The organism is Kineothrix alysoides, assembly GCF_000732725.1.
GTDB classification, from domain to species: Bacteria; Bacillota; Clostridia; order Lachnospirales; family Lachnospiraceae; genus Kineothrix; species Kineothrix alysoides.
In genome coordinates this window covers 1,492,520-1,509,409 of sequence record NZ_JPNB01000001.1, presented here as the reverse complement: position 1 = coordinate 1,509,409, position 16,890 = coordinate 1,492,520, and the positions used below count along the sequence as shown (strand labels likewise).

Here is a 16,890-nt window from a genome sequence, read left to right as displayed (position 1 = left end):
TTTAAATTATAGCCTATGATATAAGTAGTAAGTAGTAAGTAGTAAGTAGTAAGTAGTAAGTAGTAAGTAGTACAAATATTCCGGAGCAGAAAGAGGGTAATATTATTATGGATTATACAATAATGGAGCAGTTTGCATTGGTGGCCCTGGACGGTCAGGACAGCATGCACAATACGATGGCGAAGAAAGCCGCAGTTATGGGAATCGCGGCAGCAAATGTTTTGCAGACCTTGCTTATGGAGGATGTGCAAGAAAATATGAATGAGTTTAAGAATCGTTTTTGCCATCAGTTAGAGAATATCAAGAAAATGAATGGTAAGCAGAGACGGAGTCTGGAAAAAGAAATAGTGTCCATATTAAAAGCGGAAAATGTACTTGAAGAAGTCCCGAATCTTCTTGGCTGCGATATGAATTATTATACGGCGAATGTAACCATGAGGGAATATAAAAGCAATGAAGATGCGTATCAGAGGATAACCGAAAGCATAAGAGCTGTCATATTGGAGCCGGGAGAAGTTACTGAGGAAACCGTAGCCGTTCTCTGGCTTATTCGGGAATGCGGATGTATGCATGATATTTTTTCCATAGAAGAACAGCATAAAATAGGGGCGCGGCTTATAGAACTTTCGGCGGAAAGTCAATTATATAAAGTTATTCTGGGGCAGGAATTCCATAGCGGAGTAAGGCAGACTTATTTAAAATACCTTGACTTTAAGCGCAATATTTTTAAGAACCCTTATTTAGAGGGTGTAAACCTTCTTTTTCCTTTTTTTGACAGAAGGCAGGCAATCTTTATCGATATGGTTATTTTAGGAACGACGGTAAAGGACAGGAGGCAGAACGCAATGAAATTTTTGCGCGAAAACGGTCATTCCTGCGAAGAATTACGGATAGAAAGCGAAACAATGGTAAAAATTGATAACGCATATTACAGAATATGGCCTTCTGCCCGCAGTTGCAGAGTACCTATTCAGGGTGTAGAGCTTTTGCCGGTATATAGGTAGGTGAAATATGTCCAGACAGAGAGCAATGGAAAAAATTATGGTATCGGAATATGTGTCGATTGGGGAGCTTGTCAGGATTACAGGATGCAGATATAGTACGCTGAAATTTTATACGGAAGAAGGTTTGCTTTCTTTTGAGCAGGAGGAAGAGAACCTGACCCGCAAATTCCCAAGGGAAAAGACGATGCAGAGAATAACGGAAATTAAAGAGCTGAGGGAAAAGGGAAGCAGCATTCCCCATATCAAGCAAATGTTAGAAGCTAATAGATAAATCATAGTGACAGGAGGTATATTATGCCAATCGCAGGAGCATTCGTAGTTCCCCATCCGCCCCTTATTTTTCCGGAAATCGGGCATGGAGAACAATTCAGGATACAGAAGACAATCGATTCATACAAGGATGTTGCAAAAAGAATCGCTATGATGCAGCCCGAGACGATTGTGATTATTTCGCCCCATTCTGTCATGTATGGAGACTATTTTCATATTTCGCCCGGCGTTCATACGTCAGGGAACTTTTCGCATTACGGTTATCCCGAAATCGTATTGGAAGCGGATTATGATGCGGTGCTTGTGGCAGAGATCGAAAAGGAAGCACGCGGTAATAAAATTCCGGCGGGAACGCAGGGCGATAGAGAGGAGGCATTGGATCACGCAACGATGATTCCTCTTCGTTTTATTAAGGAAGCATACGTTAAAAAGTTTAAAATAGTAAGAATCGGCTTATCCGGTCTGCCATTATCCGAACACTACCGCTTGGGAGAAACGATAAGGGAAGCCGCAGAGAAAACGGGGCGGCGGATTGTCGTTGTTGCCAGCGGGGACTTGTCCCATCGTTTATTGGATAGCGGACCGTATGAATATGCCAAAGAAGGACCGGAATATGACAGGAAAATTACGGAGATACTTGCGGAAGGTAATTTGTCCAAGGCTCTTGAATTTTCCGAAGATTTCTGTGAGAAAGCGGGAGAATGCGGACATCGTTCTATTTCCATTATGGCGGGCTGTATGGACGGGCTGCCTCTTAAAGCGGAACTTCTATCCTATGAAGGACCTTTTGGAGTTGGATATGCGGTAGCTGCTTTTCAAGATGCCTATGTATCTTTAGCCAGAAAGGCCTTGGAATATTATTTGAAAAACGGTGTTAATTATCCGATACCGGATGGATTGCCCGAAGAGCTGCTTAAGAAAAAGGCGGGAGCATTTGTTTCTTTAAAGAAATATGGCAATTTAAGAGGCTGTATAGGAACCATACAGGGAACGAAAAACTGTGTGGCGGAGGAAGTAGTTGGGAATGCGGTAAATGCCGGCTTGTGGGACCCAAGGTTCCCGCAAGTGGAGGCGACGGAACTCGACAATATTATTTGCACGGTAGATGTTCTGTCCGCCCCGGAACCGGTTACATCCATAGAGGAACTGGATGTGAAAAAATACGGCGTGATCATATCGATGGGAGCCAGAAGAGGACTTCTTCTTCCGAATCTGGAAGGGGTAGAAACGGTGGAGGAACAGATAAGTATTTCTTTAAAGAAGGCAGGAATTGATGAAGAGGATTACAGGGAAGGAAAATGTTCTTTGGAGCGTTTTGAGGTGGTGAGACATTATTGAAAGCGGTTTGTCCGGTGTGTATGCACCATTGTACGATAGAAGAAGGAAAAACAGGGTTGTGCGGAGCGAGAAGCAATGAAGACGGTAGAATCGTCTGCACGAATTATGGAAAAATCACCTCATATGCCCTGGATCCCATCGAGAAAAAGCCTCTCAGGCGCTTTTTGCCCGGAAGTAAAATACTCTCCGTGGGAAGCTACGGCTGTAACTTATCCTGTGGATTTTGCCAGAATCACGGGATTTCCATGGTGAAAGAGGAAGAGGCGGACTATGGAATACGGATGCCCGAGGCGCTTGTGAAAGAAGCCCTTGCCTATGCCGCAAAAGGAAATATAGGAATTGCTTATACCTACAATGAGCCGCTTATCGGTTATGAGTATGTGAGGGACTGCGCGAAGCTGGCAAAGGAAAATGGGCTTAAGAATGTAATTGTTACGAATGGCTGTGCAGAGATTGAGATATTGGAGGAACTTCTGCCCTATACGGATGCTTTTAATATAGATTTAAAAGGCTTTACCGAGGGTTTTTATAAGAAGGTAGGCGGAAGCTTGTCCATGGTAAAGGCTTTTATCGAAAGAGCGGCGAAGGAAAGCCATGTGGAGGTTACGACGCTTATAATACCGGGCGAAAATGACGATGTGAGAGAACTTAAAGAGGCCGCGGCATGGCTGGCCTCAATCGACGAAAACATACCTTATCACATTTCCCGTTTTTTCCCAATGTGGAAAATGCAGGATAAAGAGGCTACCAGGGTAGAAACGGTTTATGCTCTTGCCGAAACGGCAAGAGAGTACTTGAAGTATGTGTACGAAGGGAATTGTTAAATGCAATAGGACTGAGCTGGTTTATATTTGATTCTTATAAACCGGCTCAGTCCTATTTTTTCCTGTAATTAGGAAAGGGCTACTATTACACTTTTATTCTTCGGGAATGGGCTCGGCTCCGTCTATCTCCCCGGCGGAATCGGAATGAGCATCGCTTCCGATAGGAACATCTCCATGCAAAATGGAGAGAATTTCGAGAACGTTTTGGTTGGCTTTATTGTAATATTCCTTCGCGGTAGTTGCAGCATCAGAATCGAAGGTCTCACTTTCAAACGCCTGATGATAAAGGGCGACGGCGTTTGCCATAGATTCATCTGCTTCCGCGGAAAGAGCTTCGATGGAAGAGAACTCCTCGGGAACGGTAAGTGAGGCCATCCACGAAAAGCGTTCTCCGATGCCGTCCAAGGCAGATAATAGCTCCTGAACGGAAGTCTCTGAATTCGCATCTATAGAGTTTATAATCATATCGTATTCGGAAATATCCGAATAAAAGGTATCCATATTATTTTTATATTCTTCCAATTCTTTCTTGCTGCCGCATCCGGTAATCATAAGAAAAATAAAGGAAAAAAGAAATATATATATAAATTTTCTGTTCAAGCTATCCCCTCCGTAAATGTCAATATCCATAAAATAAGTTACCATATATAGTGAGTGAAAGCAAGTTACTATTCAGCAATCAAAAGTGCGAGATGCTTTTTGTTGGCAAGAATCAACACATCAAATATTGTAGTTTTTTTAAATTTATGGTAGCATGTGTTTTAAACATATCTTTGTACGGCTATTTTATTTACCGAGAGGAGTAGGATTATAGATATGACAAAGAGTGAATTCAGAAGCTTTATAAAAGAACATCCGATTTATCTGGACGGTGCTACTGGCTCTAATTTGTTAAAAAGAGGAATGCCGGTGGGCGTCTGCCCGGAAAAATGGATTTTGGAAAATAAAAATACGCTGATTGCATTACAGAAGGAATTTATAGAAGCAGGAAGCAATATTGTTTATGCACCTACTTTCTCGGCCAATTCCGTAAAGCTTACGGAATACGGTCTGGAAAGGGAAATCGAAGCGATGAACATGGAATTAGTTGCGATTTCCAGGGAGGCGGCAGGAGGCCGCTGTCTGGTCGCAGCCGACCTTACCATGACAGGAGAGCAGCTCTCGCCTATGGGAACCATGGATTTCGAAGATTTGATCAATATATATAAAGAACAGATAGGCTATCTCGTGCGCGGTGGTGTGGACCTTCTGGTAGTAGAAACGATGATGAGCCTGCAAGAGAGCCGGGCAGCCCTTATTGCTGCGAAGGAAAGCTGCGATTTACCGGTGATGGTGACCATGACTTTCGAGTCCGACGGCAGGACTCTTTACGGAACGGATGCCAAGACGGCGGCGATCGTACTTCAAAGCCTCGGCGCGGATGCTGTGGGAGCTAATTGTTCCACGGGACCGGACAAGATGGTGGATATTATAAGAACAATGGCGGAGGTTACCTCCATACCGATTATTGCAAAGCCCAATGCCGGTCTTCCTTATCTGGATAGGGAAGGCAATACCGTTTATGATATGAACAGTGAGGATTTTGCGGAAGGAATGGCGAAGCTGGTGGAAGCCGGAGCATCGATTCTAGGCGGCTGCTGCGGTACGACACCGGAATATATAGATAAGCTGAGAGAACGTACCTCTCATATGAATCTCGTAAAGAGGCAGAGGCCCGTGAAGCGTTATCTGACTTCGGAGCGTCAGACCGTGGAATTTGGTTTGGACGATAATTTTATCGTCGTAGGCGAGCGCATCAATCCAACGGGAAAAAAGAAGCTTCAGGAACAGCTCAGAGCCGGAAACATGGATATGGTCGCTGAATTTGCGCAGGAGCAGGAGGCATGCGGGGCGGGCATTCTGGATGTGAATATGGGAATGAGCGGAGTGGATGAGAAGGAGCTCATGTTAAAAGCTATGGAGGAGGTGGCAGGAGTGACTTCCATTCCTCTGTCCATCGATTCCAGCCATATCGATGTACTGGAAGCCGCACTCAGGCGCTATCCCGGCCGTGCACTCATCAATTCCGTCTCTTATGAGAAGATAAAATTCGATCATTTATTGCCGATTGTAAGGAAGTATGGAGCTATGTTCATCCTGCTCCCCTTATCGGATGCGGGACTCCCCAAAAGTCTGGAAGAAAAAAAGGATATTATTGAAAAGATTGCACTCCGGGCAAGAGAACTGGGAATGGATAAAGAGGATATCGTTGTAGACGGATTGGTAGCTACCGTGGGTGCCGACAAAAGGGCAGCTTTGGAGACTTTGGAGACGATACGTTATTGTAAAGAAAACGGGTATGCCACCATTTGCGGATTATCCAATATTTCCTTCGGGCTTCCTCAGAGAGGATATGTCAATACAGCCTTTCTGACGATGGCAATCAAGGATGGACTTACGATGGCGATTGCCAACCCCTCACAGGAATTGCTGGTATGCAGCGCCTTCGCTTCCGATTTGCTTCTGAACAAGGAGGAAGCTGATATCCGCTATATCGAGTTGATAGGCGGCATAGAGGCGAAGAAGAAAGCACTGGAGACAGAGAGCGTCCCCTCTTCGGGGGCGGAAAATGTAAAAGTGAGCAAGGATGCAGAAGCATCTATTATAAATGGGTGCCAAACACTCATTACGATAAGGGAAGCGGTGTTAAAAGGAAATAAGAAAAAAATCACCGAATATACCATAACGGCGTTAGAGGAAGGAAGGGAGCCTCAGGAAATTTTGAACGATGCGCTCCTTCCTGCTATCAACGAGGTGGGTGACCTCTTCGATAAGGGTAAATATTTCCTTCCCCAGCTAATCGCCAGCGCGGAAGCGATGAAGACGGCTATCGAATATTTGGAGCCTCTGCTGAAAGAGGCCGGTGGAAGCAAAGAGATGCCTGCAATCGTCATAGCGACAGTAGAGGGCGATATCCACGACATCGGAAAGAATCTGGTGGCGCTGATGCTGAAAAATTATGGTTTCCGAGTCATTGACCTTGGGAAAGACGTACCCAAGGAAAAAATTATTCAAGCAGCAATCGAGAATGAGGCCAGTGTCATAGCTCTTTCAGCCCTTATGACGACGACGATGCAGGAAATGAGGCGAGTCATCGCATATGCGAGAGCGCAGGGCGTTACTGCTAAGGTCATTATCGGCGGAGCGGTCATTACTCAGGACTATGCGGATGAAATAGGAGCTGACGGCTATTCTAAGGATGCGGCGGATGCTGTCAGACTAACGAAGCATATTCTGAACATAGAGGGCTGATATTAGCTATAGAATTCTAAAATAATAATTTGATTCGGTAAATAGAATATTGAATAGAAAGATGAGGTATAAAATATGATTGGTGCAGATGCAATGGTAAAGTGTCTGGAGGAAGAAGGCGTAAAGATAGTTTTTGGTTATCCGGGAGCAGCAATTTGTCCTTTTTTTAACAGTATCCTGGATACAGATATCCGCACGGTTCTCGTTCGTACGGAACAGAGCGCAGCTCATGCGGCGAACGGACTTGCGCGCGTGACGGGAGAGGCCGGCGTCTGCGTCGTTACCTCGGGCCCAGGGGCGACCAATATTATTACGGGAATCGCTACGGCTTTTGCCGACAGCATTCCGCTTATATGTATTACCGGTCAGGTGGAAAGCGATCTGATCGGAAGCGATGCTTTTCAAGAGGCAGATATAACCGGGGCAGTAGAATCCTTTGTAAAATACAGCTATCTCATTAAGGATGCCGATGAAATCCCCCGTATATTCAAAGAGGCGTTTTATATCGCGAATACGGGAAGAAAAGGGCCGGTGCTCATCGACGTTCCCCTCGATATACAAAACGAGGTTATTGCGAAATTCAACTATCCGGAAAAAGTAAATATGAGAACCTACAAGCCTACAGTAAAGGGAAATATGGTTCAAATCAAAAAGGTGGCAAAGGAGCTTGAAAAAGCGAAGAAGCCTCTTATCTGCGTTGGCGGAGGAGTGCTTCTTAGCAGCGCGGAAAAAGAGCTTCGTGAATTCTCAGAAAAATACGATATTCCGGTTGTTTCCACGATGATGGGAATCGGTGTTATGCCGAGCGAACACCCGATGTTTTACGGAATGGTTGGAAACAATGGTGCACCTTGCGCCAATCGTGCCATGAAGGAATCGGATTTGCTGATTATGGTAGGTGCCAGAGTGGCGGACAGGGCTGTCAGCCATCCGAATATGATAATGAATTACAAGGTTCTCGTGCATATTGACGTGGATCCGGTAGAAATTGGCAAGAATGTAGGCTCACATATTCCCCTCGTAGGAGATGCGGGACATATTTTCAGAGATCTTGGAGCTCAGGAAATATCCTGTGAACATGAGGAATGGGTAAAGGCGCTTAACGAATATAAGGTAACGCTGGCTGTGAAGCGCAGTCCTGATAAGGATTACGTAGATCCTGCCCAGTTCATCGTAAAGCTTTCGAGAAAGATGGAAGATGACGGCATCTATGTTGCGGACGTAGGGCAGAACCAGATTTGGTCCTGCAGCTATCATATCGTAAAGAATGGCCGTTTCCTGACCTCCGGCGGTATGGGAACCATGGGATATTCCATCCCTGCGGCAATAGGCGCTAAGCTTGCGGACGAAAAGAAGCAAGTAATTGCGGTATGCGGTGACGGTTCCTTCCAGATGTCCATGATGGAGTTGGCGACGATGAGGCAGCATGATGTTCCGGTTAAAATCATTGTCCTGAAAAACAACTACTTGGGGATGGTGCGCGAATACCAGCATTATACCTACAAAGACAAGTATTCCGTAGTCGATTTATCCGGCAGTCCCGACTTAGAGAAGCTGGCGTCAGCTTATGAAATTGATTTTCTCCGCTTATACAATATGGAGAAGGCAGATGAGGTTATCGATCAGTTCTTAAAAGAGGATAAGTCCATGCTGTTAGAATGCCTGATAAATCCGATGGATTTGGTAATAGGAGGATGAGTGAGATGAAAAAAATATATTCCGTATTAGTAGAAAACCGATCGGGCGTTCTCTGTAAGGTGGCGGGACTTTTTTCCAGAAGATGCTTTAATATCGACTCTCTCGCAGTAGGAGAAACCGACGATTCCGCAGTATCCTGCATGACTATAGTGAGCAGCGGCGATGAGAGGACTATTGAGCAGATAGAAAAACAGTTGAATAAGAAGCTGGATGTCATTAAGGTTAAGACCTTCGATGAGAGTGCCAGTATCAGCAGGGAACTTATGCTGATCAAGATAAAGTACAATAAGAACAATCGCCGCGATATTATGGAGAACTGTGATATTATGAAGGCTCAGATCGTAGATATGTCCAAGAACATGATGATCATCCAGGTGTGTGACGTGCCGGAGAGGATACAGCTGTTTATCAGTATGCTGCAATCTATCAGTATTGTAGAGGTTGCCAGAACGGGCACTTTGGCGCTCCAGAAATGTAAGGATATGGAGAACTGAACGGGCCGGAAATCGTGAGATAATGCAATTCAGCGAATTAAAGTCTTAGAGAATTAAAGCATTCTTGTTGACTTTTATTACTAGTGTTGCTAAAATAAATGTCGAACGTGACAATTGAGAATGGAGGAGTTCCATGCGTAAGAAAGTATTCCAGCTTCTGGTGGATAATACTGCCGGCGTTTTGAGCAGAATATCAGGCTTGTTTTCCAGACGGGGCTATAATATCGAAAGCATTACGGCGGGAGTTACCGCCGATCCGAGATTTACAAGAATTACGATTGTGGCATCGGGAGACGATGAGATACTGGACCAGATAGAAAAGCAGGTAGCGAAATTAGTAGACATCAGGGATATTAAAGTGCTGGAGCCCGACGACAGCGTATATAGAGAGCTGGTGTTGATTAAGGTAAAAGCGGCCGTTAAGGAACGTCAGGCAATTATCGCGGTAGCGGATGTATTCAGGGCGAAGATTATCGATGTTGCTGCAGAAAGCCTGATTATCGAATTAACGGGTGCACAGTCGAAGATAGAAGCATTTATCAGCCTGTTGGACGGCTATGAGATTCTGGAGCTGGCCAAAACGGGTATTACCGGTTTGGGAAGAGGTACTCATAACGTTACTTATTTAGGAGATTAAAACACTCACAATGTGTTAGCTCTTAGGGAATAACCCTTTCAGTTATAAAATAACAATATTAATTTAGTGGAGGAAAAAGAAATGGCAAATATCTATTATCAGGAAGATTGTAACCTTTCCATGCTGGATGGAAAAACAATTGCTGTTATCGGTTATGGCAGCCAAGGACATGCACACGCACTCAATGCGAAAGAATCGGGATGCAATGTCATTATCGGCCTTTATGAAGGTTCAAAATCCTGGGCAAAGGCAGAAGCTCAGGGTTTTCAGGTATATACGGCAGCCGAAGCTGCTAAAAAAGCGGATATTATCATGATTCTCATCAATGATGAGCTTCAGGCCCGGATGTATAAAGATTCCATCGAGCCTAACCTGGAGGCGGGCAACATGCTTATGTTCGCACACGGCTTCAATATCCATTTCGGACAAATCGTTGCTCCTAAGGATGTAGATGTTACGATGATTGCACCTAAGGGACCGGGACATACGGTAAGAAGTGAATATCAGGAAGGCAAAGGCGTTCCTTGCCTGGTAGCAGTACATCAGGATGCTACGGGAAAAGCTCTGGATATGGCATTAGCTTATGCTTTGGCAATCGGCGGCGCAAGAGCAGGCGTTCTCGAGACAACTTTCAGAACGGAAACGGAAACAGACCTTTTCGGCGAGCAGGCAGTTCTCTGCGGCGGCGTATGCGCTCTGATGCAGGCAGGTTTTGAGACTTTGATAGAAGCAGGATATGATGAAAGAAACGCTTATTTCGAATGTATCCATGAAATGAAGCTGATCGTAGACCTTATTTATCAGTCCGGCTTTGAAGGAATGAGATATTCCATCTCCAATACGGCGGAATACGGTGATTATATTACGGGTCCTAAGATTATTACGGAAGATACAAAAAAGGCTATGAAGAAAATCCTCTCCGATATTCAGGACGGAACCTTTGCTAAGGATTTCTTACTGGATATGTCTCAGGCAGGCGGACAGGCACACTTCAAGGCTATGAGAAAATTAGCTGCTGAGCATCCCGCAGAGACAGTAGGTAAGGATATCCGCAAGCTGTATAGCTGGAATAATGAAAGCAACAAGCTGATCAATAATTAATTGATAAATTATTAATAGAATAAATGGCTGGATTTATCCTTACAAGAGCACCTGATAGTATTGAATTAATGTATTCATAGCACTTGTCATCGGTATTTTGGAAGGATAAGCGAAGCCGATTTGACGTTTTGGAACCTTACGCCCCAGCTTTAATTCGCGTAAGGTTCCATTTTTTAAATCTTCTTTTACAAAATCTCCGATGACGCAGGCGATACCTAGTCCGGCTCTGGCAAATTCAATGGACAGATCCATATTGTTTACCTCGATAATATTCTTAAGAGTAAGCTGGTGCTCGGATAAAAAGGTATCTGCATGCTTTCTCGATATGTTCTCTTTATCCAGCATAATAAAAGAAGCTTCTTTGAAAAAATTTTCATTTTCATGTGAATCTCCTTTATTTTTATACGAGTATGGAGCTAAATAATTATCCGTAGCAACGAAAATATCTTCTATCGTTTTGACGGGAAGATAGGAGACCGCAGATGAATCCGAAATTTCTTTGGGAGGAATTCCTACGAGTCCGATATCTATTGCTCCGCTTTTTAAATCGGAAATCGTTTCGAAGGTAGACTGGCAGGAAATCGTAATTTTTATATTGGGATTTCCTGCAATAAAATCCTTCAAAAGAGGAAGAAGAATATATTTGCAGAGCGTGGTGCTGACTCCGATGGAAAGGTGACTGATACCCTGTGAGGTGGAGGAACGCAGCATTTCCTCACCGGAACGCAGAGCGAGCATGGCATTTTCTACGTGCTTATAAAGCATTTCACCTTCACTCGTTAAGGTCACACCCCGGGAGGAACGGTGAAAGAGTGTTACATTTAGGCATTCCTCCAGCTTAGAGATAGATTTGCTGATAGCGGGCTGGCTGATATATATTTTTTTGGCAGCAACTGAGAAGTTGCGGCAATTGGCTACTTCATAAAATATTTGATATAAATTGAGATTTTGTTCCATAATATACGGTAGTACCTTTCCTTATTTTCTGGCATTAGTATTCTTAATTGTGCATGAAATTATTTCAATTGCCGGTTTCTTCAATTAACTTCATTTTATTTGGAAGAAACCGTGAATTTACAGATTACGTACATAATATGGTCGTAGGTCATGTCCGGATCAGATATATGTATTCCGGATGTAAAATAAAAGAGAATAGATATTAGTAATTATAGCATTGCGATAGCATAACCACAAGTTATAGAAACTATGAATATATAATATTTTTCAAAATAGTATATTCGTGGTAGAATCATTATAATGATTCTCCGTCCGGGTATAAAAAACGGTATGGAGAATCGGCGATTTAGACTATTATTAGGAGGAATGAGACGATGGGAATGACAATGACCCAGAAGATTCTGGCAGCACATGCCGGACTCGATAAAGTGGAAGCGGGGCAATTGATAGAGGCAGATTTGGATTTGGTGCTCGGCAACGATATCACGAGTCCTGTTGCGATTAAAGAAATGGAAAAAATGAAAGTGAACGGTGTGTTTGACAAGGATAAAATTGCTCTGGTGCCGGATCATTTCGTACCTAACAAAGATATTAAGTCGGCGGAACATTGTAAATGTGTGCGGGAATTCGCATATCGCAACGACATTACAAATTATTTTGAAGTAGGGGAAATGGGAATCGAGCATGCTCTTTTGCCGGAAAAAGGCCTTACGGTTGCCGGAGATGTTATTATCGGAGCGGACTCCCATACGTGTACCTACGGTGCACTTGGTGCATTTTCCACAGGTGTGGGAAGTACGGATATGGCTGCAGGTATGGCCACCGGAAAAGCGTGGTTTAAGGTGCCTTCAGCAATCAAGTTCAATGTGGTAGGCAAGATGTCCAAGTGGGTCAGCGGCAAGGATGTTATCTTACATATTATCGGGATGATTGGCGTGGACGGTGCTCTTTATAAATCTATGGAATTTACAGGAGAGGGAATTGCAAATCTTTCTATGGACGACAGATTTACGATTGCGAATATGGCAATCGAAGCGGGTGGTAAGAATGGAATCTTCCCCGTGGATGATTTGGCAATCACATATATCAAAGAACATTCCAAAAAGCCGTACACCGTTTATGAAGCGGATGAGGATGCGGTTTATGATGAAGAATATACCATCGATTTAAGTGCTTTAAGGCCTACCATTGCATTTCCTCATCTTCCGGAAAACACGAAGACTATCGACGATATCAAAGAAGACATTGCAATCGATCAGGTGGTTATCGGCTCTTGCACCAACGGACGATTAGATGACCTGCGCATTGCAGCGGAGGTGTTCGAGGGAAGACATGTGAAAAAGGGAATGCGCTGTATCATTATTCCTGCTACGCAGGCAATATATATGCAGGCTATGGAGGAAGGACTTTTAAAGACCTTTATTGAGGCCGGAGCAGTTGTCAGCACTCCTACCTGCGGTCCTTGCCTTGGCGGCTATATGGGAATCCTTGCAGAGGGCGAGCGGTGTGTTTCCACTACGAATCGTAATTTCGTAGGCCGTATGGGACATGTAAAGTCGGAAATCTATCTGGCGAGCCCGGCAGTGGCGGCAGCCAGTGCAATTGAAGGTAAGATTTCCTATCCCTGCCGCTTGCAGTAAGAAAAATTACCGATAGAAGATTAAAAAGCTGCCAAAGAGCAGAATGGAGGAATATATGAAATCAGCAAAAGGAACAGTTTTTAAATATGGGGACAATGTGGATACAGACGTTATCATTCCGGCAAGATATCTGAACTCTTCCGATCCGGCAGAGCTTGCAACCCACTGCATGGAGGATATCGACAAGGATTTTATTAAGAATATAAAAAAGGAGATATTATCGTAGCGGACAAAAACTTCGGCTGCGGTTCCTCCAGGGAACATGCTCCGATAGCGATAAAGGCGGCTGGAATAAGCTGTGTAATCGCAGAGACCTTTGCGAGAATTTTTTACCGCAATGCAATCAACATTGGACTTCCCATTATTGAGTGCCCCGAGGCATCCAAGGGAATTGAAGCGGGAGACGAAGTGGAAGTAAACTTCGATACCGGAGTCATTACTAATCTGACGAAGGGAACAAAGTTCCAAGGTCAGGCTTTTCCTGAGTTCATGCAGAAGATCATTGCTGCGGAAGGGTTGATTAATTATATCAATAATAGATAGAACTTTGAAACCGGCATCCCGCCTGCAGCATCGCAGCAAGATGCCGGTTTTTTTATAGCTGAAACGGCTCCGCAAAATATCCCGCCTGTGAAATCGGCTCGTTACCATCGCGCAGATGCGAGGTATCCCCTACTACCTGACCGCGGAAATACGCTTCACCGGGTACCCTTTCTTCCGAAACGAGAACAGTAACCGAAGTAGGTGCGATGAAAAAATTCTGCCATAATAAAGCAGGAGCGATTCCTAACAGATGTGACATCATCGCAAAGGTAACGCCCAGATGACAGAAAATAACGATGGTATCATCGCTGTAAGGCTTCAAGAGTTTAGCTGTACCGGCATCTTTTCCAGAATCGGGAGTAAGAGAAGAAACACCGGTTTCCTCTTTTGTTATTCCGGTGCGATATATCATACCGTCCCTCACATAACCGTACTTTGCCAATATACTGTCGAGACCGCTGCATACCTCATCGAATGCAGGCTTCAGCTCGTTATTGCTCTTAAGAACATCCGCTTCATGCCAACGATCTTTATCATAAAACAACGGCTCCGCCGTCCAGTAAGAAGGCATGAAGTCCCAAGGAACACCGTATCTCCCGGTAGTAGGATCGGTAATCGGATAATAAAACTCCCTAAGCCAATCATAAGTAACAGACTGCCTATTCATGATATTTAAACTGCAAGAAGCAGTATCCTGTGCCCGTCCCAAAGGAGAGCAGTAAAAGTCCTTTACGTTCCAGCCGCTTACTCTCTTTGCAAGAAGTTTTGCTTCTCTCCAGCCCTTTTGCGTCAAGGTATCGTTCGCATAATCGGGATCTCCATGTCTGATAAAAATAATTTTCATTACATTCATCCTTTCGTATGTTAGTAGAAATATTAGTGTAGTTGTATTGCGATGACCATTTATATTGTCGCTATGAACAGCAAAGCTGTAAATAGTAACCTTATATTTACAAGTACGGTAAAGGGTGTATCTGAATCAGAGCCCTTATACCGCCCTGTTAGTCAATGGCATTATACTACAATTATACAAAGGCAACAAGGGGAGATAAACTCTTAGTGTGCTGTCATAACAACCTTTTTCCTATGATATAACATCCCCCGATTCTTCCAATATTCCAATCAATATGTTAAAATACCATTTAATAATAAAAGTCACATTCAAAAGGAGTTATCCATAGATGAATACCGAACAATTTTTTGGACATCTGGACAATTTGTTCCAGAAAAATGAAATAGATAAAGTGGAGCCCTATCTGCTGGAGGAACTGGAAAAAGCCAAGGAAGCAGAAGACTACCCTGCATATATCGTAATTGGCAACGAAATGATAGGCTTTTACCGCAGCACATCCCTATTTAAAAAGGCCTTTGACATTGCAGAAGATGTCCTTTTACTTTTAGAAGAATTACAACTGGAAAACAGCGAACATTTCGCCACAACGCTTCTGAATGCAGCGACGGCTTACCGCGCGGCAGGCGAACTGGAACCGGCATACAAATATTATTTGCAGGCACTTCAGATATATGAAAGCCTGCTTCCAAAAGATGATTACCGGTTCGCAGGACTCTACAACAACATGAGTATTTTGCTGGAGCAGATGAATGAGAATGAAAAAGCGGCGGAGCTTTCTAAAAGAGCCCTGTCCATCGTAAGCGCTATGGAAAATAGTGAAGCGGAGCAAGCGACGACCCTGACGAATCTCGCACTTTTGTACTTTAAAATGGACAAGCCTAAGGATGCTTCAAAAGCTTTGGAAGAAGCTCTGGGATTCTTCGATGCTGCAGGAGGAGAACATAAGGACGCTCACTATAGTGCGGCCCTCGCAGGTGTAGGAGAAGCATATTTCCGTATAAGAGATTATGAAAACTCCTTGTTATCCTATGAGAAGGCGCTGTCTGAGGTAAAAAAGCATTTTGGTGAGAACCAAAGCTATGGCGTGCTGTGCGAAAATTGTGCCGCAGTTTGTGAATGCCTGAAGGATAAGGAAAAAGCTGAATATTATAGAAAGAATGCGGAAGAAATTTATAGGAGAATTGGGTTGCAGCGATGAAGGGCTTAGAACTATCGGAAAAATATTACCTTGCATACGGCAAAAAAATGTTAGAAGAAAAATTTCCCGAGGCCGCGGGACGGGCGGCGGTTGGCTTGGCCGGACAAGGTTCCGAGTGCCTCGGTTTTGACGACGAGATTTCCATGGACCACGATTACGGACCTTCCTTTTGCGTCTGGCTGACGAAAGAAGATTATGAGAAGTACGGCAGAAAGGTGACTCAGGAATATGAAAGACTCCCGGCGGATTTCGAAGGGGTATCGGGGAGAAGCGTGAGTGCCCATGGAAGGGGAAGAGTAGGTGTACGCTCCATTCCTGATTTTTACTATGGACTCATCGGCTGTGAGGGCGTTCCGGGAAGTAATATGGAATGGCTGCGGATACCGGAGTCCATGCTTTGCAGTGCAGTAAACGGCAAAGTGTTTGCAGATCCTTTGGGAGAATTCAGCCGGATAAGAAATGAACTGCTGGCATTTTATCCCGAGGATGTAAGAGTAAAAAAAATAGCGGCAAAAGCCGCCGTTATGGCTCAGTCCGGACAATACAACTACGCAAGGGCGATGAAACGAGGAGAGCATGTAGCGGCACGGCTTTCTCTGGCAGAATTTATAAAAAGCACAATTTCTATGATATATCTTCTGAATAAAAAATATACACCCTTTTATAAATGGATGCACCGTGGAATGAAAGAACTTCACATATTGTCTGAAATCGGTGAAATATTAAATATTCTCGCCCAGACAGAAAATCAGGCAGAGGCTTGGAAAGATACAAAGGCAAAGGATTATTTATATACGCTGAATACGAAGGATCAAAAGGTGATTATCGTGGAAGCAATATGCAATCTGGTGCTTCAGGAGCTTACTTCGCAGGGACTTACGGAAGGTGAAGATAACTTTTTAGAGAATCATGTAATGTCCATTATGGAAAAAATAAAGGATCCTGATATCCGAACCTTGCAGATTATGGAAGGATGATGTTGCAAACGTACGTTCGTCGTGATATACTTAATTTCATACACATGAAATGAAAAACAAAAATC

15 protein-coding genes and 1 pseudogene are annotated in these 16,890 nt (G+C 43.9%); 13 read left to right on the top strand and 3 right to left on the bottom strand.

Going from position 1 to position 16,890, the window contains the following annotated elements; translation table 11 throughout:
* The first annotated feature begins 107 nt into the window (after positions 1-107).
* Genes CC90_RS0107130 through amrS form a run of 4 tightly spaced genes read left to right on the top strand, consistent with a single transcriptional unit; the run spans position 108 to position 3,436 of the window.
* Positions 108-1,004, top strand: a complete 897-nt coding sequence (locus CC90_RS0107130) for a hypothetical protein (protein WP_051869317.1) — start codon at positions 108-110, stop codon at positions 1,002-1,004.
* A 7-nt stretch (positions 1,005-1,011) separates the two neighbouring features.
* Positions 1,012-1,275: a helix-turn-helix domain-containing protein gene (locus CC90_RS0107125; RefSeq protein WP_031390104.1), complete on the top strand. Its 264-nt coding sequence runs from the start codon at positions 1,012-1,014 to the stop codon at positions 1,273-1,275.
* Between the two features lie 23 nt (positions 1,276-1,298).
* Positions 1,299-2,612: an AmmeMemoRadiSam system protein A gene (gene amrA, locus CC90_RS0107120; protein ID WP_031390103.1), complete on the top strand. Its 1,314-nt coding sequence runs from the start codon at positions 1,299-1,301 to the stop codon at positions 2,610-2,612.
* On the top strand, positions 2,609-3,436 hold the full coding sequence (gene amrS, locus CC90_RS0107115; protein ID WP_031390102.1) for an AmmeMemoRadiSam system radical SAM enzyme: 828 nt from the start codon (positions 2,609-2,611) through the stop codon (positions 3,434-3,436). Before amrA ends, amrS begins: the two co-directional genes overlap by 4 nt.
* Positions 3,437-3,529: 93 nt before the next feature.
* On the opposite strand, the gene CC90_RS0107110 is transcribed toward amrS, so the two are convergent.
* The gene (locus CC90_RS0107110) at positions 3,530-4,036 is read right to left on the bottom strand and encodes a hypothetical protein (RefSeq protein WP_132038518.1); all 507 of its coding nucleotides are present in this window, start codon (positions 4,034-4,036) and stop codon (positions 3,530-3,532) included.
* A 216-nt stretch (positions 4,037-4,252) separates the two neighbouring features.
* Between CC90_RS0107110 and CC90_RS0107105 the strand changes: the two genes are divergently transcribed.
* The 5 genes from CC90_RS0107105 to ilvC all read left to right on the top strand — a co-directional run bounded on the left by CC90_RS0107105 (position 4,253) and on the right by ilvC (position 10,657).
* Entirely contained in the window at positions 4,253-6,727 is a 2,475-nt protein-coding gene (locus CC90_RS0107105) for a homocysteine S-methyltransferase family protein (RefSeq protein WP_031390100.1), read from the top strand.
* Between the two features lie 75 nt (positions 6,728-6,802).
* Positions 6,803-8,425, top strand: coding sequence for a biosynthetic-type acetolactate synthase large subunit (gene ilvB, locus CC90_RS0107100; RefSeq protein WP_031390099.1), 1,623 nt, complete (start codon positions 6,803-6,805; stop codon positions 8,423-8,425).
* Between the two features lie 5 nt (positions 8,426-8,430).
* Positions 8,431-8,919, top strand: coding sequence for an acetolactate synthase small subunit (gene ilvN, locus CC90_RS0107095; RefSeq protein WP_031390098.1), 489 nt, complete (start codon positions 8,431-8,433; stop codon positions 8,917-8,919).
* 133 nt (positions 8,920-9,052) lie between these two features.
* Entirely contained in the window at positions 9,053-9,556 is a 504-nt protein-coding gene (ilvN, locus tag CC90_RS0107090) for an acetolactate synthase small subunit (protein WP_031390097.1), read from the top strand.
* An 81-nt stretch (positions 9,557-9,637) separates the two neighbouring features.
* Entirely contained in the window at positions 9,638-10,657 is a 1,020-nt protein-coding gene (gene ilvC, locus CC90_RS0107085; protein ID WP_031390096.1) for a ketol-acid reductoisomerase, read from the top strand.
* A 39-nt stretch (positions 10,658-10,696) separates the two neighbouring features.
* Here the strand turns inward: ilvC and CC90_RS0107080 are convergent, their stop codons facing one another.
* Complete coding sequence (locus tag CC90_RS0107080) at positions 10,697-11,614, bottom strand: LysR family transcriptional regulator (protein ID WP_031390095.1); 918 nt, start codon at positions 11,612-11,614, stop codon at positions 10,697-10,699.
* Between the two features lie 374 nt (positions 11,615-11,988).
* On the opposite strand from CC90_RS0107080, the gene leuC reads away from it, so the two are divergent.
* Both leuC and leuD read left to right on the top strand, forming a co-directional pair.
* Positions 11,989-13,254, top strand: coding sequence for a 3-isopropylmalate dehydratase large subunit (leuC, locus tag CC90_RS0107075; protein WP_031390094.1), 1,266 nt, complete (start codon positions 11,989-11,991; stop codon positions 13,252-13,254).
* A 55-nt stretch (positions 13,255-13,309) separates the two neighbouring features.
* Positions 13,310-13,797: pseudogene (gene leuD, locus CC90_RS22195) on the top strand (3-isopropylmalate dehydratase small subunit).
* 52 nt (positions 13,798-13,849) lie between these two features.
* Here the strand turns inward: leuD and CC90_RS0107065 are convergent.
* Positions 13,850-14,641, bottom strand: a complete 792-nt coding sequence (locus CC90_RS0107065; RefSeq protein ID WP_031390093.1) for a histidine phosphatase family protein — start codon at positions 14,639-14,641, stop codon at positions 13,850-13,852.
* Positions 14,642-14,978: 337 nt separating this feature from the next.
* On the opposite strand from CC90_RS0107065, the gene CC90_RS0107060 reads away from it, so the two are divergent.
* Both CC90_RS0107060 and CC90_RS0107055 read left to right on the top strand, forming a co-directional pair.
* Positions 14,979-15,848 (top strand): tetratricopeptide repeat protein, encoded by an 870-nt coding sequence (locus CC90_RS0107060; RefSeq protein WP_031390092.1) that lies wholly within the window; start codon positions 14,979-14,981, stop codon positions 15,846-15,848.
* On the top strand, positions 15,845-16,825 hold the full coding sequence (locus tag CC90_RS0107055) for a DUF4037 domain-containing protein (RefSeq protein ID WP_031390091.1): 981 nt from the start codon (positions 15,845-15,847) through the stop codon (positions 16,823-16,825). Before CC90_RS0107060 ends, CC90_RS0107055 begins: the two co-directional genes overlap by 4 nt.
* Positions 16,826-16,890: the final 65 nt, after the last annotated feature.